This is a genomic window from Mesorhizobium sp. M8A.F.Ca.ET.207.01.1.1, from assembly GCF_004794715.1.
Lineage (GTDB): Bacteria > Pseudomonadota > Alphaproteobacteria > Rhizobiales > Rhizobiaceae > Mesorhizobium.
The window spans coordinates 375902-398696 of record NZ_SRUS01000005.1 but is presented as its reverse complement, the minus strand read 5'-3'; the positions used below and the strand labels follow the sequence as shown (position 1 = coordinate 398696).

Annotated in this window: 21 protein-coding genes and 1 pseudogene; 7 read left to right on the top strand and 15 right to left on the bottom strand. The window is 64.6% G+C overall.

Annotated elements, in window-relative coordinates:
- Positions 1 to 5: 5 nt before the first annotated feature.
- The 4 genes from EN850_RS17380 to EN850_RS37155 all read right to left on the bottom strand — a co-directional run bounded on the left by EN850_RS17380 (position 6) and on the right by EN850_RS37155 (position 3255).
- Positions 6 to 1151, bottom strand: coding sequence for an extracellular solute-binding protein (locus EN850_RS17380; RefSeq protein ID WP_136091860.1), 1146 nt, complete (start codon positions 1149 to 1151; stop codon positions 6 to 8).
- Positions 1148 to 2308 (bottom strand): CaiB/BaiF CoA-transferase family protein, encoded by a 1161-nt coding sequence (locus EN850_RS17375; RefSeq protein ID WP_127278598.1) that lies wholly within the window; start codon positions 2306 to 2308, stop codon positions 1148 to 1150. The genes EN850_RS17380 and EN850_RS17375 overlap by 4 nt, the downstream gene beginning before the upstream one ends.
- Before the next feature lie 2 nt (positions 2309 to 2310).
- Entirely contained in the window at positions 2311 to 2862 is a 552-nt protein-coding gene (locus EN850_RS17370) for a MaoC family dehydratase (protein WP_127278599.1), read from the bottom strand.
- A 111-nt stretch (positions 2863 to 2973) separates the two neighbouring features.
- On the bottom strand, positions 2974 to 3255 hold the full coding sequence (locus tag EN850_RS37155; RefSeq protein WP_246689232.1) for a hypothetical protein: 282 nt from the start codon (positions 3253 to 3255) through the stop codon (positions 2974 to 2976).
- Between EN850_RS37155 and EN850_RS17365 the strand changes: the two genes are divergently transcribed.
- Positions 3245 to 3901, top strand: coding sequence for a lactonase family protein (locus EN850_RS17365; protein WP_246689231.1), 657 nt, complete (start codon positions 3245 to 3247; stop codon positions 3899 to 3901). The genes EN850_RS37155 and EN850_RS17365 overlap by 11 nt on opposite strands.
- Positions 3902 to 3922: 21 nt before the next feature.
- Here the strand turns inward: EN850_RS17365 and EN850_RS17360 are convergent.
- The 3 genes and pseudogenes from EN850_RS17360 to EN850_RS17350 all read right to left on the bottom strand — a co-directional run bounded on the left by EN850_RS17360 (position 3923) and on the right by EN850_RS17350 (position 6471).
- Positions 3923 to 4923 (bottom strand): annotated as a pseudogene (locus EN850_RS17360) (Tim44 domain-containing protein).
- A 71-nt stretch (positions 4924 to 4994) separates the two neighbouring features.
- On the bottom strand, positions 4995 to 5294 hold the full coding sequence (locus tag EN850_RS17355) for a zf-TFIIB domain-containing protein (RefSeq protein WP_167531354.1): 300 nt from the start codon (positions 5292 to 5294) through the stop codon (positions 4995 to 4997).
- Between the two features lie 187 nt (positions 5295 to 5481).
- Positions 5482 to 6471, bottom strand: coding sequence for a zinc-dependent alcohol dehydrogenase family protein (locus tag EN850_RS17350; protein WP_136091859.1), 990 nt, complete (start codon positions 6469 to 6471; stop codon positions 5482 to 5484).
- A gap of 102 nt (positions 6472 to 6573) precedes the next feature.
- Here EN850_RS17350 and EN850_RS17345 point away from each other — a divergent pair, with 102 nt between their 5' ends.
- Both EN850_RS17345 and EN850_RS17340 read left to right on the top strand, forming a co-directional pair.
- On the top strand, positions 6574 to 7476 hold the full coding sequence (locus EN850_RS17345; RefSeq protein WP_136091858.1) for a LysR family transcriptional regulator: 903 nt from the start codon (positions 6574 to 6576) through the stop codon (positions 7474 to 7476).
- Between the two features lie 93 nt (positions 7477 to 7569).
- Entirely contained in the window at positions 7570 to 9216 is a 1647-nt protein-coding gene (locus EN850_RS17340) for an acetolactate synthase large subunit (protein WP_136091857.1), read from the top strand.
- A gap of 36 nt (positions 9217 to 9252) precedes the next feature.
- On the opposite strand, the gene EN850_RS17335 is transcribed toward EN850_RS17340, so the two are convergent.
- The 8 genes from EN850_RS17335 to EN850_RS17300 form a co-directional block, all read right to left on the bottom strand.
- The gene (locus tag EN850_RS17335) at positions 9253 to 10422 is read right to left on the bottom strand and encodes a substrate-binding protein (protein ID WP_136091856.1); all 1170 of its coding nucleotides are present in this window, start codon (positions 10420 to 10422) and stop codon (positions 9253 to 9255) included.
- A 42-nt stretch (positions 10423 to 10464) separates the two neighbouring features.
- Positions 10465 to 11166, bottom strand: coding sequence for an ABC transporter ATP-binding protein (locus EN850_RS17330; RefSeq protein ID WP_136091855.1), 702 nt, complete (start codon positions 11164 to 11166; stop codon positions 10465 to 10467).
- A 2-nt stretch (positions 11167 to 11168) separates the two neighbouring features.
- A complete protein-coding gene (locus EN850_RS17325) occupies positions 11169 to 11873 on the bottom strand; it encodes an ATP-binding cassette domain-containing protein (protein WP_136091854.1) in 705 nt (234 codons plus the stop codon).
- Positions 11870 to 12856, bottom strand: coding sequence for a branched-chain amino acid ABC transporter permease (locus EN850_RS17320; protein ID WP_136091853.1), 987 nt, complete (start codon positions 12854 to 12856; stop codon positions 11870 to 11872). The genes EN850_RS17325 and EN850_RS17320 overlap by 4 nt, the downstream gene beginning before the upstream one ends.
- The gene (gene urtB, locus EN850_RS17315; RefSeq protein WP_127277729.1) at positions 12853 to 13710 is read right to left on the bottom strand and encodes an urea ABC transporter permease subunit UrtB; all 858 of its coding nucleotides are present in this window, start codon (positions 13708 to 13710) and stop codon (positions 12853 to 12855) included. The genes EN850_RS17320 and urtB overlap by 4 nt, the downstream gene beginning before the upstream one ends.
- Positions 13711 to 13714: 4 nt before the next feature.
- A complete protein-coding gene (locus EN850_RS17310; protein ID WP_136091852.1) occupies positions 13715 to 14836 on the bottom strand; it encodes a class II histone deacetylase in 1122 nt (373 codons plus the stop codon).
- An 84-nt stretch (positions 14837 to 14920) separates the two neighbouring features.
- Positions 14921 to 17635 (bottom strand): LuxR C-terminal-related transcriptional regulator, encoded by a 2715-nt coding sequence (locus EN850_RS17305; RefSeq protein ID WP_136091851.1) that lies wholly within the window; start codon positions 17633 to 17635, stop codon positions 14921 to 14923.
- Entirely contained in the window at positions 17632 to 18279 is a 648-nt protein-coding gene (locus EN850_RS17300; protein WP_127277726.1) for a GNAT family N-acetyltransferase, read from the bottom strand. The genes EN850_RS17305 and EN850_RS17300 overlap by 4 nt, the downstream gene beginning before the upstream one ends.
- A 177-nt stretch (positions 18280 to 18456) precedes the next feature.
- Between EN850_RS17300 and EN850_RS17295 the strand changes: the two genes are divergently transcribed.
- The 4 genes from EN850_RS17295 to EN850_RS17280 are packed head-to-tail and all read left to right on the top strand — an operon-like array spanning position 18457 to position 22795.
- Positions 18457 to 19758 carry an ArgE/DapE family deacylase gene (locus EN850_RS17295; RefSeq protein WP_189591133.1) on the top strand — a complete coding sequence of 434 codons (1302 nt, stop codon included), beginning with the start codon at positions 18457 to 18459 and terminating at the stop codon, positions 19756 to 19758.
- Positions 19755 to 20813 carry a phosphotransferase gene (locus tag EN850_RS17290; protein WP_136091850.1) on the top strand — a complete coding sequence of 353 codons (1059 nt, stop codon included), beginning with the start codon at positions 19755 to 19757 and terminating at the stop codon, positions 20811 to 20813. Before EN850_RS17295 ends, EN850_RS17290 begins: the two co-directional genes overlap by 4 nt.
- Before the next feature lie 7 nt (positions 20814 to 20820).
- Complete coding sequence (locus EN850_RS17285; protein ID WP_136091849.1) at positions 20821 to 22125, top strand: aspartate aminotransferase family protein; 1305 nt, start codon at positions 20821 to 20823, stop codon at positions 22123 to 22125.
- A 13-nt stretch (positions 22126 to 22138) separates the two neighbouring features.
- Positions 22139 to 22795, top strand: coding sequence for a GntR family transcriptional regulator (locus tag EN850_RS17280; protein WP_136091848.1), 657 nt, complete (start codon positions 22139 to 22141; stop codon positions 22793 to 22795).

Here is a 22795-nt window from a genome sequence, read left to right as displayed (position 1 = left end):
GTCCCTCAGGTGGGCGCCTGGGTACTGGCCCGGAACAGGCTGATGAGATCGGCGACGACCTGGCCGGCCGGATGGCCGGAGGTCAGCCCGGAATTGATGCGGTCGGACGCCGCCTGCTGGAACGCCATGTAGCCGTCATGGCGCGGCCGCACCCAGGCGCCCTCCAGCGTTGCGCGCGTGTCCCGATAGAAGCTGCCGGTCGCTTCATTGACAGCCTGGTCCTCCCAGCCAGCCGTGTGGCCCGGCTGGCCGCCGGCGGCGGCATAGATGCCGCGCTGGACATCGCAGCTGGCGACCCAATAGGCGAAATCGATCGCCGCCTCTTTAGCCTCAGAGAAAGCTGAAACGGCTATGCCTGTGCCGCCGAGTGCCGAGCCGATCGGACCATCGGAACCAATGACCGGGATGTCGGCAAAGGCCAGCCTGTTCGCGCGAAAACCCGACGCCGAATAAGAGACATAGCCGTAGATCAGCGGTGCGCAGACAATGCGGGAGCCGGCCTCGGCCATGCGCTCCGAAACGGCGATCGGGTCCATGTCGAAACAGGCCGGGTCGAGCAGCGCCGCGATCTCGCGCATCCTCTCGAAGACTTCGCTGCCCGTCTCCGTATCGATGAGATCGTGGGACGGGTCGGTCCCGCAAGGACGTCCCAGATTGCCGGCCAGCGTGTAGAAGGTCATCAGGCAATGCGGTGGCCGCAGCGGCAGCAGCACACGGCCCTGCCGGGCGAGATCGAGCACCTCGCCCCACGTCGTTGCCGGCGCATCGAGCGCATCCGGCCGCCAGGCCTGCGCCTGCGCCGCCGCGTCGATCGGAAACGCCCATTGCCGGCCTTGCCAGCTGTAGCTCGGATAGGACTGGCCGACGCTGCCCGAGGCGAGCGCCGCGCGCTCGGCCTCGCGGCCGGCGACATCGAGCGGTTCAAGGCAGCGCTCCGCCGTGATCTGGCCGACATGCGGATGGTCGATGACGATCAAATCATAGGCCCGCGCCAATTCCTCGACCGGGAAAGATTCGAAATCCTGCAGCGAGCGCTTGTCCCATTCGACGGCAACGCCGGTTTTCTGCTCCCACCGAGATGAACACGCGACCATCGGATCGTAGCCGCGCGGGTGGCTCCAGGTCATGCCCTTGAGTTTATGCACGCTCACAGATCGAACTCCGCGCGGATTTTCGCACTGTGTTCGCCGATGCGCGGCGCCGCGCGGTCGACCTTGGCTCTGATCCCATCGACCCTGAGCGGCGAACTGGTGGTGAGGATGGAAACATCATCCTCGCGCGTCACCGTCTGCAGCATGTCGAGCGACTGGAAGCCTTCGCTTGCCAGCATCTCGGGCCAGGTCAGCACCTTGGCGCACCAGATGTCGGCTGGTTCGAGGATATCAAGCCATTCGTCGATGGTCTTGGTGGCAATTCTCCGCGCGATGATTGCCTTGATGTCGTCGCGCGCGGTGAACCACGATGCCGGTCTGTCGCGATAGGGGGCCAGTTCTCCGAGCGACAAAAGGTCGGCCAGCTTGGGGATCGGCGTCATGGCGATGGCGAGGTAGCCATCCTTGGCCGGATAGACGCCGTAAGGCGCCGACAGATAGGCATGCGCACTGCGGAAACTTGAGCGTCTGGGCAGGCGGCGGCCGTCATTGAGATGCGTGGTCAGCACCTCGAACTGGAAGTCGACCAGCGCTTCCAACAAGCTGGTTTCGATATGGCTTCCCTGGCCGGTGATGCCGCGCCGAACCAACGCGGCCAATATGCCTTGCGCGCAGGCCGCGCCCGCCAGCATGTCGCCGATGGCGAGGCCGAACGGCACCGGCCCCTGGTCCTCGTCGCCGTTCAGCCACATCACGCCGGAGCGCGACTGCGCCAGCAGGTCCTGGCCGGGCCGCTTGACCCAGGGACCTTCCTCGCCATAGCCGCTGATCGAGGCATAGACCAGGCGCGGATTGATCTGGCGGACGGCCTCGTAGTCGAGGCCGAGCCGTTCGATGACACCCGGCCGGAAATTCTGAATCAGCACATCGGCCTTGGCCAGCAGCCCGCGCAATGCCTTGAGGTCCGCCTCGTTCTTCAAATCGATGGCCAGGCTTTCCTTGGCCCGGTTGATGGCATGGAAGATGGTGGAATCGCCGCCGATCTCAGTGTCGCTGAGATAGAGCCGGCGCGACAGGTCGCCCCCGTCAGGACGTTCGATCTTGATGACGCGGGCGCCGAGATCGAGCAGCCTGAGCGAGCAGTACGGCCCGGACAGGAACTGGCTCATGTCGACGACGACGAGGCCGGCAAGCGGCAATTCGGCTGCTGCCGGCATCTTCATTTCTCCGTCTTGCCGACGAAATCAGCAGGGTTGCGGTATTTCACCGTCTGCAAATGCTCGCAATACAAAACGAGTTCGCCTTCACCCTTGAAGACCTCGTAGCTGGCGCGGATCAGCCCCATCTCCTTGTAGCGGGGCTTTTTGTCGAGGTTGGAGCGGATCGAATAAATCGTGTCACCAATGAAGACGGGCTTTATGAAGCGCAGCTTGTCGTAGCCATAGGAGAAGGCGTTGACACAGTTGGTGGCGACCAGCCCGAGGCCCGCCGAGAAGACGAACGCGCCGGCAATCAGCCGTTTGCCGAAAATGCCCTCGCTCTCGGCAAACATCTGGTCCTGCACATAGGGGTGGATGTCGAGGACCAGTGTGTTGAAGAGGTGGCTGTCGCCCTCGGCCATGGTGCGGCGCAACGAGCGGATTTTCTGGCCGACCGGCCAGTCCTCGTAGAACCAGTTCTCGGCGTTCCACACCGGCAGGGCGGCATGATCGGCAGGCATGTTCGCAGGGTGCGTCGAGGCAACGCCGACGGTTGGCGCGAAATCGTTCATGGCGCAATCCACCGATCTCGCGAGAACGCCCGGTCTATCATTCGAGCACGCATCAAGGCGCCTGACTGCACGACGTCTCCTCCCGTCAATCTTCTTTTGTAAATACTATTTTCACATATGGGGTTGCGTTGCAAGCAAGGACAGGCGAAATTTTGAACGGGTTTGGCGCGCGGCAGCGCGGGCAGGCAGGAGGAAATCATGCGCGGTGTCTGGAATGCCTGTCTGGTGTTTGTCGGCAGTCTGAACCGCGAGGCGCCGTATTTTCAGGGCGCCCGCGGTGTTGGTCTTGGTGTTTACAGTTTTGATGAAAGGACGCTGGCTGTTCAAAAGCTGGCTGAGACCAACGACATCGACAACCCGACCTTCCGCGCCGCTGGCCAGCGTGTCGCACAAGGGCACCGGAACGAATGCGGCGCGGCAGGAGCGGTCGCATGCTCACAGCGTCAACGAAACCATTGCCGGTGGAACGGCAATCGTCGCCGACCTCGGCATCGACCGGCTGGTGTCCTACCGGATCGGTCAGGACGGGAGTCTGGTGAAGCTCGCCGAATCCGCACTGCCAGCGGGTGCCGGTCCGCGTCACATCGCCCTGCACCCGAACGGCCGCTTCGTCTTTGTCATGAACGAGTTGGATTCGACGATTGTCTCGATGGCACTCGACAATGCGACCGGCAGGTTGTCGATCATCGACATCAAGCCGGCGGTGCCGGACGAGGCGCGTGAGACCAACCACTGCGCCGATATCCAGATCTCGCCGGATGGCCGTTTTGTCTATGGCGGCAACCGCGGCCACGACAGCATCGTCATCATGGCGGTCGATCAGGAGACCGGCGGCTTGCGCCTTGTCGGCTATGTTCCTTGCGGGGGTGCCACGCCGCGCAACCTTGCGCTGACACCGTCGGGCGGTCATCTGTTCTCGGCCAACCAGAACGCCGACCGCATCTTGATCTTTGCCCGCGATGCCAGCACCGGCATGCTGACCGACACCGGACGCGCCATCGAGATCGGCACGCCGATGTGCGTCAAGATCGTGGGTTGATCGCCAGCAGGCTCGCCGGACTCAAGCCTCTTGTATTGCCGAGAGCTTCCAGGTCGAGCCATTCTGGCGCGTGAACGTCCACAACTCTGTCGCCTCTGTCGGATGATCCTCGTCACCGTCGACGACCTTGCCGCTCGCCCGTTCGCGCGTCACGTCGCGAGACTCGTAGCGCAATGCGGCCGTGGCGTAGTCGCGGTCATCCTCGCGCCAGCTTTCCGCGATGTCGGCCTGCAGCAGGGTGACATCGGACACTTCGTTTCTGAGACCTTTCTGGGCATTGTCGGCCAGTTCTTCCGACAGATAGGACACCATCTCGGGCGTCACCGACCGGCGCAATGCGGCATGGTCTTCGCGGCCGAATGCTTCCTGGACCTCGGTCAACAACTGCTGGAAGGCGTCGAGGTCCGTCTGGGCCAGCGTGATCTCCTCGGATCCGGTGGCCTCATGGCCTCCGCCCGAACCGCCGCCAAAGCCGGGAATCGTGAAGGAACCCCCGGTTCCGGTCTCCTTCTGTGCCGTTGCGCGGTTCTCGAACCGCGCAGCCTGGGCATTGCCCATGCCGGCGAGCGCGGGCGCGGGACCACGCGCAGATTGCGACCGGAAGAACCGGATGGCCAGCATGATGGCGCCACCGATGAGCAGGGCCTGGAGCAGGAATCCGAACATGCCGGCGAGGCCGCCGAAGCCCTGGCCCACGAGCAGTCCGATCAGGCCGCCGAGCAGCAGGCCGCGCATCATCGTTCCGCCGAAGCCGCTCATGAAGCCAGGCCTCTGCGGGCCGGCCTGCGGCTGCCGGGCAGCATTGTTGACCCCGGTGTTGGGTGTCATCGAACGCTCGACCGGCGCGGTCGGCGCCGGCGCGGTCCTGGTCGGCGGTGCCGACTGGAAGGTGCGCGTGCCGCGACTGCCGAAGCTGCCGCCGCGCCGCGCCTACATGCGCCGGCATGATCGATCGCGACCATGGAGAAGGCGAGGAACAGTCCAGCGAAGAGGGCGGCAAATCGGCTTGTGCGGGAAGTCATCGGGGTGACCTTTATCGATGTGGTTTCGGAAATTTCAGCAAAACGTCGGCCGGGTGGCGGGCGTCATGCGATCAGTCGAACAACTCTTCGAAGAACGACTTCTTCCGCTTCGGATAGCGTTGGCCATGCGAGCGGGAATAGTCGTCATCGCGGTCCCGGCCATGGTGCGGCTGGGAGAATGCTGCCGGCTGTGGTTGCGGCGCGGGCGGCGCATCCCTGCCGGAGCGCTCGATGATCTTGTCGAGTTCGCCACGATCGAGCCAGACGCCGCGGCACTGCGGACAATAGTCGATCTCGATCCCCTGGCGTTCGCTCATTACGAGCGCGACGCGGCAGGAGGGGCAAACCATACCAAGCAGAGATGATGTCATCAGGGGCTCCGAACCAATGAAGGAATGAGCCCGCTCGACCGAAAAGAATGGAAAGGGGCCCGTTATAGCGGTCCGACATCACGGTCGCCGAAAAGCGACAGTCAGAGGGGCCCGGCCCGCATTCGGGATTTAGGAATGCGGGGCGGCGCCTTCAAGGGGTAATATTGCCGGTGAGAATGATTGCTGCTCAAACCGTCATGACGATCTTGCCGAACTGCTCGTTCGATTCGAGATAGCAATGCGCCTCGACGATCTGGTCGAAGGGAAACGTTCTGTCGATGATCGGCCTCAGCGTGCCGTCCTCAAGCCCTTGGAGGATGAACGCCTTGGCACCCTCCAACTTCTCCGGATTTCCGGTGATCTCGTGGACGAGATAACCGTGCAACGTCAGTGTCTTGCCTAGCACCGCAGGCAACGGGAACGGCGTCGGCTCGCGGCTGAGGCCACCGTATTCGATCAAAATGCCGCCCGACGACATGGACGCGGTCAACGGCTCGAAGATCGGCCCGGCGATCGGATCGAACACGACGCGTACGCCTTGCGGCCCGGCGATCTGGCCCAGTCTTTCCGCCAGTTCCTCTTCCTCGAGCACCACCACATACGCTGCGCCGGGGTCGAGAAGTGCTTGCCTCTTCGCTGACGTCCGCGTCACCGCGATCGCTGTCGCACCAACCCTGTTGGCAATCTGGATCGCGGCGAGCCCGACGCTGCTGGAGGCGGCGGTAATGACGACGAAGTCTTGTCCACCCAGCTTGGCGATCTCGATCAACGCACCATAGGCGGTGAGGTACGGCATCCAGATCGCCGCTGCCGTCCCCCAGTCGAGGGACGGCGGGTGTTTGACGATGAGCCCGGCGGGAAAGGTGACAAGCTCGCCATAAGCCGGCCAGCGAACCATCGATTGCGGCGGGATGACACTGACGGCATCGCCGGGGCTCAGCCCGGTCACGCCTTCGCCAATTGTCTCGATGACGCCTGCCGCTTCCAGCCCAAGCCCGGAGGGAAGCACGGGTGTCTCGATATAGCTGCCCGCGCGCAGCAGCGCCTCGGCGCGGTTGAGGCCGAGTGCCTTGACGCGGATTTGAACCTCATCCTGGCCCGGCGGGGGAAGATCGACCTCCTCGATGCGCAGGACCTCGGGACCACCATGCTGGTGGAAGCGGACGATACGGGTCATTTTGCTCACTCCAAATTATCTGAACCGAATGAGCTATGAGGCGAAGCCCGTTGGCGATAAATGGCTGTTTATATTGTGCAGTAGAAACCAGGAGTTTCGAAAATGGATAGGCTTGAAAGCATGGCCGTGTTCGTCAGGGCCGTTGATCTCGGTTCGTTCGCGGCGGCGGCCACCGTGCTCGATCTATCCGGACCGATGGTCGGCAAGCATGTCCGGTTTCTTGAGGACAGGCTTGGCGTGCGTCTCATCAACCGGACCACGCGCCGCCAGAGCCTGACCGATTTCGGCCGCGCCTATTATGAGCGGTGCCGGCTGGTGCTGGCCGAGGCCGAAGCCGCCGATGCGCTTGCTGCTGATCAGCTCTCGGAACCGCGGGGAAAATTGCGCGTCACCATGCCGGCGCATTTCGGCCGCCACTGCGTGACCCCTCTATTGCTGCAATTGGCGCGGCGGTATCCGATGCTGGAGCTCGACCTGTCGCTGAGCGACCGCTTCGCCGATCTCGCCGAGGATGGCTACGACCTCGCCATTCGGACCGGTGAACTGGACGACAAGGCCGGCGTGATTGCGCGCCGCGTTGCACGCCAGGACATGGTCGTCTGTGCCGCGCCTTCCTATCTGGAAATTCATGGCGAACCACGGCGGATCGAGGACCTCGCCGGTCATCAGGCGATTGTCTACCGCCGGCTCGGCATGATCGCTCAGCCCTGGCTGTTTCCGCGCGAGGGACAAGCCGCGCTCGAACTCATGCCAAACGGCCGGCTGCGGCTCGACGATCTCGATGCCATCGCCGATGCCGCCGTCGGCGGCATGGGCCTCGCGTGGCTGCCTCATTGGCTGGTTCGCGAACGAATCCAGGCCGGCGCGCTGGTGGCACTATTGCCGGACCAGCCGCGCTATCCCTACGACTGTCATGCGCTGTGGCTGCAGACGCCGCATCTGCCGCTCAAGGTCCGGCTGGCCGTCGACGCATTGGCGGCCGCCCTGCCTAAAATGATGGCGTGATCGCCAGCAGGTGACTAGCCCTCTTTGCGGCATCGCCTTCCCTGCCATATGAAGATGGCTGGCGGAATGCGCGCATCCCAGGAGAGACGGTTGATGACCAAGGGTTCGGATCTGTTCGTGGCTGCCCTCGAGAATGAAGGGGTCGATCGGATTTTCGGCATTCCGGGCGAAGAGAATCTCGACATCGTCGAGTCCATCCGCGGCTCGTCGATCCAGCTCATCCTGACCCGCCACGAGCAGGCGGCCGCTTTCATGGCCGCCACCTATGGCAGGCTCACCGGCAAGCCGGGTGTGTGCATCACCACGCTTGGCCCCGGCGCGCTCAACCTGACGACCGGTGCGGCCTATGCGCTGCTCGGCGCCATGCCGATGATCATGCTCACCGGCCAGAAGGGCATCCTGTCGTCGCGGCAGGCGCGCTTCCAGATCGTCGACATCGTCGCGGCGATGAAGCCGCTGACCAAGCTGTCGCGCCAGATCGTCTCGCCCAGGATGATCCCTTCGCTGGTGCGCGAAGCTTTCCGCGTCGCGCAGGAGGAGCGCCCCGGCCCGGTGCATCTCGAGCTGCCGGAAGACATTGCGGCGGCGCAGTGCGAGCCGGTCGCGCTGGTGCCGACACACCCGGTCGACCTCCCCATAGCCAGCGCGGCCGCGCTCGATCGCGCCGCCCGCATGATCGTCGAGGCCAAGCGTCCGCTGCTGATGTTCGGCGCGGCGGCGTCGCGCCCGCGCGTCACCCCTGACATCGCCCAATTCGTGCTGCGCACGCAGATCCCCTACTTCACCACTCAGATGGGCAAGGGCACCGTGCCCGGCGGCACCGAACTCTACATGGGAACGGCGGCACTCTCGGAACGCGACTATGTGCACGAAGCCATCGAGCAGGCCGATCTGATCATCACCATCGGCCACGACACGGTCGAGAAACCGCCCTTCATCATGGGCGCCAACGGACCGAAGGTCATCCATGTCGGCTACCACTCAGCCGACGTCGAGCAGGTCTATTTTCCGCAGGCCGAGATCGTCGGCGACCTCGGTCCGTCGCTGGCGCTGCTGGCGGACCGCGTCGAAGGCAAGATCCACAACGCGCAAGCTCTGCTGCCGCTGCGCGAAGGCATTCTGAGCCGCATCGCCGCGCGCGCCACCGAAGACCGCTTCACGCCACAGCGCATCGTGCACGACGTGCGCGCCGTGATGCCGGCCGAGGGGATCCTCGCGCTCGACAACGGCATGTACAAGATCTGGTTCGCGCGCAACTACCGCACGCGCATGGCAAACACGCTGCTGCTCGACAATGCGCTCGCCACCATGGGCGCTGGCCTGCCGTCGGCGATGATGGCGGCTTTGCTCTATCCCCAGCGCCGTGTCATGGCCATTTGCGGCGACGGCGGCTTCATGATGAACAGCCAGGAATTGGAGACCGCCGTCAGGCTCAAGCTCAACCTCGTCGTCCTGCTGCTGGAAGACCATGCTTATGGCATGATCCGCTGGAAGCAGGCGGTCGACGAGTTCCCGGATTTCGGCATGACCTTCGGCAATCCCGACTTCGTCAAATACGCGGAGGCCTATGGCGCCAAGGGGACCAGGGTCGGCGCGATCGCCGACCTGCAACCGACGCTGGAACAGGCCTTCACCGGTGGTGGGGTCCACCTCGTCGTCGTGCCGATCGACTATTCCGAAAACACCAGGGTGCTTGTCGACGAATTGCGCGAGCGCCTGCCGGCGCCAAAGGCGAGCTGACGGCAGCGGCACCACCGCCGTCAGACCGGTTGTGGCCTACAGCTTGCAGTAAGGCGTTACCGGGGCGATGGTGCCGAAATCCTTGGCGATCTCGTAGCCGATGCCGTCCGCCGCCGCCTTGCCGACATAGGAATGGCAAAGCGTGTGGTTGTTCGAGGCATCGACGCGGATCTTGCCTTGCGGTGCGTCGAACTCGATCGTCGGCAGCGCCTTCAGCACATCGTCGTCCTTCAGCGAGCCCGCTTTCTCGGCGGCCAGAGCATAGAGATGCAGGCCGTTGTAGCCGGCTTCGCCGATGCCGTTGACCATCTTCTCCTGGCCGAACTTTTCGCGGAAGCTCGCGATGAACTTCTTGTTGACCGGATTGTCGAGCGCCATCCAGTAGGGCTGCGGCGCGTAGGTGCCGGCGGCGACACCGGGCGGCAGCGCGTCCTTGTTGAAGACCTCGTCGAGCGGCGCGATCAGCGGCTGCTTGATGTCGAAGCTGCGGTACTGCTTGAGCTGGGTGACGGCGTCGTTGCCGACCACCATCGACCAGACGACATCGGGCTTCAGAGACTTGATCTTCTGGAACGCCGGGCCGAAATCGGTGGTACCGAACGGATAGTAGTCGGCGCCGATGATCTTGCCGCCGGCCTTTTCGTAAGCCAAGGTGATCGCCTCGGTCATCTTCTGCGGCCAGGCATAGTCGGAGGCCATGATGTAAATCGTCTTGCCGAGGTTGTCGGCCACCCATGGCATCATCGGGTCGACCTGCTGCATCGGGATCGGGCCGGTGGCGACGAAGTAGCGGTTGCATTCGCCACCTTCGAAATTGGTCGGGTAGAAGAACAGCTTCTTGGCTTTCGCGGTCACCGACAGCGTGGCGCTGCGCTCGGGCGAGATGATCGTGCCCATGATCACGTCGACCTTGTCTTCGTTGAGAAGCTTGCGCGCCTTGTCGATCGACCCCTTCGTCGTGGTCTGGTTGTCTTCGATGAAGAGCTCGACCTGGCGGCCGCCGATGCCGTTGGCGGCGTTGAGCTCTGCGGCGGCGAGCTTGTAGCAATTGAGCAGCGTCTCGCCGAGGATCGCCTGCAGCCCGGTGATCGGGATCGACAGTCCGACCTTGACCGTATCGGCGGCACGCAGGATGGACGGCGCGCCGACGATGGCGAAGGCGGCCGCGGCGCCGCCGGATTTCAGGATAGTTCTTCTGCTTATCATTGTTGTGTTCCCTTCCAATCCCAGGCGCGCCCCATGCACGCCTTACAAAGCCAGGAGATCCTTCAGCAGGGTCTCGTCGGCGAATGCTTCGGGCGTGCCCTCGTGCACGATCCTGCCCTTCTCCATCACCAGGCAGCGGTCCGCCGCCTTGAGAACGAGATCGAGATTCTGCTCGACCAGAACGATCGCGATGCCGCGCTCGCGGGCGATGCGCGGCACAAGCTCGGCGATCGACTGCACGATGTTGGGCTGAATGCCTTCCGAGGGCTCGTCGAGCAGCAGCACCGACGGCAGGCCGCACAGCGCGCGGCCGATCGCCAGCATCTGCTGCTGGCCGCCCGAGAGCGTGCCGGCAACCTGCGTCTCGCGCTCGCGCAGGATGGGAAAATAACCAAAAATGTCGCCCGGAATGCCGCCGTCGCCACGGTCCTTGGCGGCGCGGATGCCGACCTCCAGGTTCTGTCGCACGGTCAGCCGATTGAAAATGCCACGGCCCTGCGGCACATGCGCGATGCCCGCCCGCGCGCGGCGGAAGGCCGGGGCATTGGTGAGATCCTGGTCGCCGAGAACCACAGCACCGCCGCTTGCCTTCAAGGCGCCGGCGATGACGCGCAGCAGCGTCGTCTTGCCGGCGCCGTTGCGGCCAAGCAGGCCGACGACTTCGCCTGGTGCCACGCTGATATCGATGCCGTTCAGCACGGGGAGCGGGCCATAGCCGGCCGAGACGGCGAGTGTCCGCAGCATGGTCAGCGCCTCCCCAGATAGACGTCGCGGACCATCTCGTCGGCCTCGATGTCGTGGAAAGGACCGCTGCGCAGCCGGCGGCCCTGATGCAGCACCAGCGTCTCGCAGTTCAGCGCCCGCACGAAGCGGATGTCGTGCTCGACGGCGACGATAGAAAACTCACCCTTCAGGCGCAGCAGCATTTCGGCTGTGGCAAGCGTCTCCTGCGGCGTCATGCCGGCGGTCGGCTCGTCGAGCAGCAGCAGCCGTGGCTCGATCGCCAGCGCCATGCCGATTTCCAGCCATTGCTTCTGGCCATGCGCCAGTTCGCCGGCCAATGTAGCCGCCCGATTGGTCAGCGCGACCAACTCCATCAATTCACCGATTGGCCGGGCCGGCGATGGGGCGCCCCACCGTGCGACCTTGAGATTGTCCTCAACCGAGAGGCTCGGGAAGACCGACGGGATCTGGAATTTTCGGGCGATGCCGAGCCGGGCGATGCGGTGCAGCGGCAGGCCGGCAATGTCGTGGCCAAGGAAGCGAACGTTGCCGCTGGTCGGGCGAAGCGTGCCGGTCAAAACGTTGAGGAAGGTGCTCTTGCCGGCGCCGTTCGGCCCAATGATGCAGCAGAGTTCCTTGTCGCGCACCGTCAGGTTCAACCCTTCCAGCGCTTGCAGGCCGCCAAAGCGGATGCCGACATTTTCGGCCTGGAGCAGGACGTCGCTCATCGCGCGTGCCTCCGGCCTTTGAACAGGCTCTTCAGCCGCGCGTAGATCGACAGGATGCCGTCCGGCAGCACAAAGACGATGATGACGAAGACGCAGCCGAGCAGCAGCGGCCACAGGCTCGGATTGAAGGTGCTGATGGTCTGCTGCGCGCGCTGGATGGCGATGGCGCCCAGGACCGGGCCAAGCAGCGTGCCGCGCCCGCCGACCGCCACCCAGACGATGACTTCCGTCGACAGCAGCAGCCCGGAGAGATCTGGCGCCACAAGCCCCGCCATGCAGACATAGAACGCGCCGGCAAGGCCGGCGATCGCCGCGGACAGGACGAAAGTGACAAGCAGCCGCAAGGGCGCATTGTGACCAAGTGCTGCCGCCCGGACCTCATTGTCCTGGATTGCGGTCAGCACCGTGCCCCGGCGGCCACGACTGATCGACCACAACGCCAGAACGGCCACAGCGACAATGGCCGCGACGAAGATATAGCTCGGCAGGTCCTGGCTGAGGTCGACATGCAGGCCGCCGATATCGAACGCGATCGGCGGGATGCCGATCAGGCCGCTGTCGCCGCCGGTGACCGAACTCCAGGAGACCGCGGCCTGCTGGCAGATGACGCCCATGGCGAGGGTGACGATGGTGAAGTAGCTGCCGCGTATGCCGCCGAAGAACAGGAAGTAGCCGATGATGGCCGCGACGAAGGCCGCACCCGTGACCGCGCCTGTGATGCCGAGCACGCTGCCGAAAGGAATGGCGTCGTTGAGCGTGACCAGCGCCATGATGTAGCCGCCAATGCCGAAGAAGGCGGCGTGGCCGAAGCACAATATGCCGGTACGGCCCCAGAAGAAGTCGAGGCTCGCCGCGAACAGCCCGAAGATCAGCGCATCGCGGATCACCGTCAACTGATAGCCGTCGGCGATGAAGGGATAGAGAACCGCGAGCGCCACGCAGACGGCGAAGACCAGCAGCCAGTTGCGGTCGCGGGCGATCATCGCGACGCTCCGTTGAACAGGCCGTTTGGCCGCAGCCGCACGGCAACGATGGCCGCGAGCAGCACGATCGCCTGCGCCAGCGATGGCGAGATCTGGTAGTTGAGGATGCTGGTCAGCCCGCCGACGAAGACGCTGCCGGCGACGAGGCCGCCGATCGAGCCGACACCGCCGACGATGACGACGAAGAAGGCGTTGGCGAGATAGTTCACCCCCATCTGCGGCAGCACGATCGCCAGCGGCGCGACCAACCCGCCGGCCAGGCCCGCGATTGCCGCGCCGAAGGTGAAGGCGATGGCGTAGGTGCGGCGCGTGTTGATGCCAACGCCCTCGGCCATTTCCCGGTTCTGGATGACGGTGCGGATGTCGAGCCCGAAGGATGTGCGGCTGATCAGCAGGACCACGCCGAGCAAAGTCAGCATGGCGATGCCGATCAGGATCAGCCGGTAGGCCGGATAGACAGTGAAGAACAGGTCCAACGTACCCTCGATCGGCGGCGTCACCGGCTTGGCGCCAAGCCCGAATGTCAGCTCCAGCCCTTGCTGCAGGATCAGGCTGACACCCCAGGTGGCGAGCACGGTCGAGACCGGCCGCGAGTAAAGGTGGCGGATGATGGCGAATTCCAGGATCCAGCCGACCACCGCGCCGGCTATCGGGGCAGCAAGCAGCCCCAGCCAGAAGGAGCCGCCGATGCTCTGGACGAAATAGACCGCGAAGGCACCGACGGTGACGAACTCGCCATGCGCCAGATTGGTCACGTTCATCAGGCCGAAGCTGATCGCCAGCCCGAGCCCGACCAGCATCAGGATGCTGATCAGCGTCAGCGCATTGAGCAGCGTGGTGACGACAAAATCCATCGCGTCAGGCCGCACTGGCGAGGCGATGGCGCAGGCCTGCGAGCAGGCCTTCGGCGGCGTCGATTACCTTGGCTTGGTGTGGCTGCAAATCCTGGCCGGCCCATTCGTCGATATGCTCCGACAGGGGATCGACCACTTCGGTGCGATGATTGGCCAAGGTTTCGATGACGGCGTGGCCACAGAACGGCACGTAGCCTTCGGAGTAGCCGCCTTCATGCGTCATCATCAGGCGCCCGTTCGAGACCTCGGCGGCCAGGGCCACCATGCGCGCGGCCAGGCGCCGGAAACATTCGCTGTTGAGCATCATGCGGCCGAGCGGGTCGAAGCCCGACGCGTCGAAGCCGGAAGCGACGATGACGAGGTCCGGCTTGTAGGCTCGCAGCGCCGGGGCGACGACGCGGTCGAAGCTCGCTTCATAGGCGCCGGTGCCGCTGCCGGCCGGCAGCGGGATGTTGATATTGTAACCTTCGCCTTCGCCCTTGCCGTTGTCGGCCAGCGCGCCGCGCCCGGTCGGATAGAGATTGTCCTGGTGCAGGGAAATCGTCAGCACAGACGGGTCGGAATAAAACACTGTCTCGGTGCCGTTGCCATGATGCACGTCCCAGTCGACCACCGCGGCGCGGCCGAGCAGGCCTTCATGCTGCAGCCGGCGCACCGACACGCCGATGTTGGAGAACAGGCAGTTGCCCATGGCCCGATCGGGTTCGGCATGGTGCCCTGGGGGACGCGCCAGCGCATAGGAATTGTCGACGCGGCCGGTCAGCACCGCGCGCATCGCCGCATAAGTGGTACCGGCGGACAGCAGGGCAATATCGAAGCTGTTGAGGCCGATCGGCGCTTGCGGCCCGGCGAAACCGGAACCGCGCTCGCTGAGCATGCGGATATCGTCGATATGGCGCTGCGTGTGCACGCGCAGCAGGTCCTCGACCGTCACTGGCTCGGCGATGATCGGCACCAGATGGCGCGACAGGCCACTCACCTGGATAAGGTTGTTCAGCCGGCGCTTCGAGCCAGGCGATTCCAGATGCCGGCCAGGCTCCACGAAACGGCCGGGCGGCATCATGTCGGCGCTGGAGCCGGTATCATGCCACATCAGCTGTTCGTGAAAGACGTAGCCTGTCGCCATCCGCGGCATCCTCCGAAAACCAGATGACGCTAGCAGGCTAACAATCGCCTGGCCCGACCCTAAAGAGGGGGCCACGTCTGCAATCTATGCCCCTCCTTTCGGAGGGGTGCGGACGTTTGTGGCGGCCTGCGCGGCGCGCACGGCCTGGACGCGGTTGGATACCGAGAGCTTGCCGAAAATGTTCTTCAAATGCCACTTCACCGTCGTTTCGCTCACCGACAGCGCAACGGCGATATCGCGGTTGGACATGCCTTCCGACAAGCAGTGCAGCAGCTCGGACTCGCGCTGGGTGAGCTGTTCCTTCTCGGCAACCGGGATGGCCGGCTTGCGCGTCGCCACCGGCGGTGTCTGCGCGGCATCGATGATGCGCGTTGCATAGGCCGACAATGCCGGGTCGGTCTTTGCCTGTGCCGCGCGCAGCCGCATCAATGCCTCGACGACGGGCCTGCCCTCATCGACGAAGGAGCGGATGAAGCCGGAGGGCTGGGCAAGGCGCAGTGCTTCGAGCAGATGCCGGTCGGCCTCGCGCTGGTCATGGCCGGCGCTCTTGGCGCGCAGGATCTGCGCCAGTATGTGCCGGCGCATGCGCCCGCTGCCTTTCGTTCGCTCCAGCAGCGCGTCGAAAATCGCCGCCGCCCCTGCGTAGGATTTCTCCGCCGTCAGCAGCCGGCCTTCGGCGAAGAACTCAAATTCGTTGGCGACAGTTGGGACGGTCTCGGCGCTTTCGCCGCGATGCTGGCTCAGCAATGCGCGTGCCTCGACGACGCGGTTCTGGTCGAGCAGCAGCCGGATGCGATCATGCACCAGCACCGAAGCGAGGCGGCGGTAGACGGAGCCGCGCACGCGCTGGTAGACGCGCTCCAGCATGTCCAGGGCCGCGTCGCCCCGGCCGGTCAGCTGCAGCACGCGGGCATAGGTCGGCACGCTGGCCAGGGGATAGACAATGACCGCGGCACCCTCGATCAGCGGCCCGAGATTCTCGACCAGCGCCAGTGCTTCGCCGGACGCGTTGGTCTCGTAGGCGAGTTCGGCAAGCAGCGTTCCGGCGAGCGCCTCGGCATAGGAGTTTGCGCCGATCCGCGTCCTGGCTTCGATGATCGCGTTGCGCAGCAGCCGTTCGGCGGCCGGCAGCCGGCCGGCCGATCGCTCGATGACGGCCATGTAGCAATTGGCGATGGTGACGCCGAGCAGGCTGCCGCTTCGCTCATGCGCCTTGCGCGCCGCGTCGACCGCCGCGCGCGCGCCTTCGAGGTCGCCCAACGCATAGAGATTATAGCCGATGACGTTGGCGGTCGCGCCTTCCATGAACCAGGCATCGGGCGCGATGATGCGCAGCGCGGCCAGCGCGGTGTCGCGTGCGTCCTCGAACTGTTCCAGCGTGCTGTGGACCGCAGCGGCAAGGACCTCGAGTTCTGCCTCGATCGTGGTGCCGGTCAGCGTGCCCGGGTCATTGCTGTCAGTCGGCCCGGTCTCGACCAGCTTGCGCGCGTTGGCGAGCGTCTGCTGGGCAATCTCGGGCTGGCTCGAGTGCACTGCCAACCACAGCACGACAAGCTGCAGCCGGATGCGCTGGTCGATCAGTTTCCTCGGCAGCAGCGCCAGCAGCTGGCGCACATAGAGCAACTGGCACTGGGCGATGAGTTCGAGCGCGTTGTTCTCGACGAACACCGCCGCGCGGGCCTGGTCGCCGGCGGCGAGCGCATGGCCGATGGCCTCGGTCAGCATCTTGCGTTCGCCGAACCATTCCGAAGCCGCCAGATGCAGCGGGGCGATCATCTCCGGCTCGCGCCGTTCCATCTCGCGGCTGAGAAAGTCATGGAACAAATGATGATAGCGGAACCAGCGGCGCTCCTCGTCGAGCGGCACCAGGAACAGGTTGCGGGTCTCGATCTCGGTGATAGCAGCCTCGGCGTCCGCCGCGCGTATCACCGCCCGGCAGGCCTCGGCGCTGAAACGCTCGAAGATCGAGGAGTAGAGCAGGAACTTCGCCAGCGCCGGCGGCAGTTCCAGGAACACTTCCCCCATCAGGAAGTCGGCGACGTTGCGGTTAGCACCGGTGAAATTGCCTATGACAGTTTCGGGCGCATGGGCGGCGCTGAGCGACAGCGAGGCGAGCTGCAAGCCCGCGGCCCAGCCTTCGGTGCGCGAGCACAAGGTTTCCACCGTGCCGCTGCCGATCGAGAGGCCAAGCTTGTCGTTGAAGAAGGCTTCGGCTTCGGACGAGGCGAAACGCAGATCGTCTGGGCCGATCTCGAAGACATCGCCGAGTACCCTGAGCTTGCCGAGCTGCAGGTCGGGCAGGTTGCGCGAACCGATGACGAAGGCGACGTTGGCGGGGGCCTGCCGTGTCAGGCGCTCCATGAACCGCTTCACCGCCGGTGCTTCGACAGCGTGATAATCGTCGAAGAACAGGGTGATGTCGGCATGGCGTGCCGCAAGACCCGCCACAAGGGCCGCCAACACCACGTCAAGCTGCGGGATCGGGCTCGACTGGAAGGCGAGGTCGAGCTCGGCCGGGTTCTGCACGAGATGGCGCAGCGCCCCAACCAGATGCGACAGGAAGGCGCCTTCGTCATTGTCCGTCGCTTCGCAGGACAGCCATGCCGTCAGCCGGCCGTGGCGCGCGACCTCGGCTGCCCATTGCGCCATCGTCGTCGACTTGCCGAAGCCGGCGGGCGCGGCAAACAGCACGATGCGCGTGTCGACATGCCGCTCCAGCCTCGACAGGATGCGCTCGCGCCGTACCCACCTTCGGTGGTGGGGCGATGCCTGGCCCGCGGGTTGCGAAGACGGTCTCATCTGGCGCCGGGCACCCATTCCGTTTCGATCAGCGGAATTTGCGGCGCGCAATCGCGCGGCAGGGTTCCCTTGATCCGCGGATCGTCGGTGATCTCGAAGCCGGCCGCGAAGGGTTCAAACCCGCAAGCCCGGTAGAAGCCAATGACGCTGTGATGATCGATGCTGCTGGTGTGCAGCCAGACACGCTCCGGCTTTAGGCGCCATGCCTGATCGAGCGCGCCCGCCATCAGTCGCTTGCCAAGGCCTCGGCCGGTCAAGGAAGGGAAGAGACCGAAATAGGTGATCTCGATCTCGTTCACGTCGGCGACAGTGAATTCGGCCATGCCGACATGGCTGCCGCTTTCATCGTGGCCGTAATAGAGATGCTGGCGCGGGTCGGCGAAATGCGCCGCGATGTCGGCGTCCGACATTTCGGCGGCGCGATCCCACAGCCAGGGAGCGCCGATCTCGAGAAAGACCGAACGGTAGAAGGCGGGCTCGGGGTTGGTGACGCGGGTCATCGCCAGCGGATGCGCGAGACCCTGCACCGGCGCGCGCACTTCCATCCACGTCACCGCATTGACGATCTTGCCGGCCGGAATACGCCGGTAGCCGGACGCGAGATCGGTGATTTCATCCGGCAATGTGCCTTCGGTGACTTGCATCTGTCCTCGATCTTCCGCCGCACGGCCTGCCGGCATGTCAAGAAGCTGATGCCAATTCTGCGGCCGACTGCCAAGAGGCTGCGGGGGTGGGCCATAATTTTGGCCGGCCTGTCTTCTTGCCTTTTCGGGAAATGGCATATGAGATATGATACACCATTCACAGGAAAGCGGAATATCATGCCTGGGCGAATTGCGGATGAGGCCATTTTGCGGGCGGTCGACGATGGTTTCGACCGTCAGCTCGCCTTTATGGCTGATCTCGTGCGCTTTCCCTCCCAACGCGGCGAGGAGCATGCCGCGCAATCCTTCATGGCGGCGGCTTATGAAGCCGATGGCTATGCGGTCGATATGTGGCGTGTCGATGTCGACGCGATCCGCGACCTGCCCGGATTTTCTCCCGTTGCGGTTTCCTATGACGACGCATTCAACGTCGTCGCCACTCACACGCCGAAAAACGCCACCGGCCGCTCGCTGATCCTCAACGGGCATATCGATGTCGTGCCGACGGGACCGCTCGATCGCTGGGTCCGCGACCCCTACGATCCGGTGATCGAGGATGGCTGGATGCATGGCCGCGGCGCCGGCGACATGAAGGCTGGCCTGTCGGCCTGCCTCTATGCGCTGGCCGCCTTGCGCAGCCTTGGCTATCAGCCGGCCGCGAAAGTGTTCCTGCAGTCGGTCGTCGAGGAGGAGTGCACCGGCAATGGCGCGCTCGCTTGCCTGCAGCGCGGCTACCGCGCCGACGCCGCCTTCATTCCCGAACCGCTGGAGCCAAGGCTGATGCGGGCGCAGGTCGGCCCGATCTGGTTCAGGGTCGAAGTCGATGGCGATCCGCAGCACGCGTCGGGCGCCTTCTCGGCCGGCGCCAATGCCATCGAAAAGGCCTTCCTCATCATCCAGGCGCTGAAGCAACTCGAAATCGTCTGGAATGCGAGAAAGGTCGACGACAGGCATTTCTGCGATCACCCGCACCCGATCCGCTTCAATCTCGGCAAGATCGAAGGCGGCGAGTGGACGTCCAGCGTTCCGGCGCGTTGCGTCTTCGAGATGCGTGTCGCGACCTATCCCGGCCAGAAGCTCGAGGACGCCAGGGCCGAGTTGGAAGCTTGTATCGCGGATGCGGCTCGCGCCGATCCGTTCCTCGCCAATCGTCCGCCGAGGATGACCTATAACGGCTTCATGGCCGAGGGCTATGTGCTGGAGGGCGCCGACGAGATGGAAGCCGTGCTGCGGCGCAGCCACACCGCCGTGTGGGGTGAGCCGCTGACGGAACACGTCACCTCGGCCACCACCGATGCGCGCTTCTTCGGCCTTTATGCCGACACGCCCGCAATCGTCTACGGCCCGATCTGCCGCATGCCGCATGGCTATGACGAGGCCGTCGATCTCGACTCCGTGCGCAAGGTCACGCAGACCATTGCGCTCTTCATCGCCGACTGGTGCGGTCTTGAACCCATAAATGCCGAGGTCAGGCCATGAACGCAGCCGTATCGGATGCCTTCGGCGAGACGCTTGCGGAGGATGCGCCTGATGTCTCGATCGCCGAGGCGCTTGCCCTGTTGCGCCGGCACTATGGGCTCACCGGCAGCGCGCGCCCGCTGCCGGGCGAACGCGACCATAATTTCCATATCCAGACCGAAGGCGAGGGCGAGTTCGTCCTGAAGGTCTCGCATCCGGCTGAAGAGGCCGGCTTCACCGATTTCCAGAACAAGGCGCTCGACCACATTCTGACGGTCGACCCTTCCTTGCCAGTTCCTTCCGTGCGCAAGAGCGTCGAAGGCGAAGCACAGTTCATGGTAGGCGTCGGCGGATCGCCGCCGCGCATCGTCCGGCTGGTCAGCTATCTGCCCGGCCAGCTGCTTTCGCGCTCGCCCACGTCAGCGGCGCAGGACCGCAATCTTGGCATCTTCCTCGCCCGGCTTGGCCGGGCACTGCGCGGCTTCTTCCATCCGGCCGCCGGCAGCGACCTTTTGTGGGACATTCGCAAGGTCGCCAAGACGCGGCCCATGCTGGCGCACATCGCCGATGCCGGCCATCGCGCCATGGTCGAGCGCGTCATCGACGCCTTCGAGGAACATGCGACGCCGGTGATCCCCGGCCTGCGCGCCCAGATCGTCCACAACGACATGAACTCCTACAATGTGGTGATGGATGCCGCGCGGCCGGAAGTGGTGAGCGGCATCCTCGATTTCGGCGACATGATCCATTCGCCGCTGATCTGCGACCTCGCCATCGGTGCCGTCTACCGCTGGCCGGCTGAAGCTCACCCTCTGGCGCCCGCGGCCCGCTTCGTCGCCGGCTATCAGTCGGTGCAGCCGCTCGAAATCGAAGAGCTTGGCATCCTCTTCCACCTCATTCGTGCGCGGCTTGCGCTCATCGCCAACATTGCCAGCTGGCAGGCCGAACGGTTTCCGGCCAAGCGCGACTATGTGCTTCGCCTCATCACCGAGGTCTGGACCTCGCTTGAACGGCTGGACGGTCTATCGTCCGCTGACGCCCGCCGCTATTTTCTCGACCATTCCAAGCCGGAGTAGATGCCCCGTGTCCCAGTCCTCGCCCGCAAGTGCCTCCGCCGATACCGGAGGTTCCGCACAAGAGCACGCGCTGCTCGAACGCCGCGCCAGATTGCTCGGGCCGACCTATCGCGCCTTCTACCGCAACCCAATCCATCTGGTGCGTGGCAGCGGTGTCTGGCTCTACGATGCCCAGGGCCGAAAATACCTCGACGCCTATAACAACGTCGCCTCGGTCGGACACTGCCATCCGCGCGTCGTCGAGGCATTGTCGGGACAGGCCGCCACGCTCAACACGCACACGCGCTACCTCAGCGAGATCATCCTCGATTACGCCGAAAAGCTGCTTGGCACGCTGCCGCCCCATCTCGGCCATGCCATGTTTACCTGCACCGGCAGCGAGGCCAACGATCTCGCCATCCGCATCGCCCAGCACTCCAGCGGCAACACCGGTGTGATCATCACCGAATTCGCCTATCACGGCGCCACCATCGCCACCGCGCAGTTGTCGCCGGCGGCGGTCGGGGCCAAGGGCGTGCCCGCGCAACACCGGACCGTGGCGGCGCCGGACACCTTCCGTGACGGCGGCCGCCCCGCGCATGATTTCGCCAAAAATGTCGCCGCCGCCATCGAGGATATGCGCGCGCGAAACATCCGTCCGGCGGCGCTGCTTCTCGATTCCGCCTTTTCCAGCGACGGCATCTTCTTCCCTGATGCTGCAGTCATGCGCGAGGCGGCCGATCACGTCAGGAAGGCGGGCGGCATCGTCATTGCCGACGAGGTCCAGTCCGGTTTCGGCCGGCTTGGCCGGGGCATGTGGGGCTTCGCCAATTATGGCCTCGAACCTGACATCGTCACCATGGGCAAGCCGATCGGCGACGGACATCCGATGGGCGCGGTGATCGTGCGGCCGCAGCTTGTGAGCTCGTTCGGTTCGAACACCGGCTACTTCAATACCTTCGGCGGCAATCCGGTCGCGGCCGCTGTCGGCATCGCCGTGCTCGACGTGATCGAGGGCGAGGGGCTGATCGAGAACGCGCGCACGGTCGGCGCCTATACCGGAGAACTGCTGGACGCCTTGAAAAGCCGCCACGGCATGGTGGCCGATGTCAGGCACAACGGCCTCTATTTCGGCGTCGAGTTGACGGCGGAGGATGAGGCCACCGCTGCCAAGACCACATCCGTCGTTGAAGCCATGCGCGAGGATGGCGTGCTGATCTCGTCCTGCGGTCCGCGCGGCAATGTCCTGAAGATCAGGCCGCCGCTGCCCTTTGCCAGGGACAATGCCGAGCAGCTGGCCGAGACGCTCGATCGCGCGCTGTCGGCATGGTGAGCTGAGCGGGCGCATGCTGAAGCTCGAGCATCAAACCCTCAACGACCGCGCCTATGGCGCGCTGAAGCAGGAATTGATTTCAGGCGGTTTCAGCCCGGGCCAGACACTGGTCATCCGCAAGCTCGCGGAAACCTTTGGCATTTCGACCACCCCGATCCGCGAGGCGTTGCAAAGGCTGGTCGCCGAGCGGCTTCTGGAAATGCAGAACAACCGCTCGATCATCGTGCCCTTGCTGTCCGGGCCCGCCTTCGCGGAACTGACGCGCATCCGCATCGCCGTCGAGGGATTGGCGGGCGAGATGGCCGCCACGCGCATGAGTGAGAGCGCGCTGGCCGACATACAGGTCGCGCTCGCCGGCATGCAACGCGCCATCGAGGCGCAGGACGCCAGGACCTATCTTTCCCTGAACGAGGCCTTCCATTTTGCTATTTATGAGCACGCCGGCGCGCCGATCCTCCTGAACATGATCCGCGATCTCTGGGGGCGCGTCGGACCTTATCTGAAGCTCCTGATGCGGGCCGATCGCTACATTCCGCAGTCCAATGACGCACATCACAGGATTGTCGCCGCGCTCGAACAGCGCAACGGTCCGGCCGTTCGTGTATCCCTTGAACAGGACATCGCCGTGGCGGCCGCGGTTCTCTCCGAAAATCTTCGCACGACAAACTGA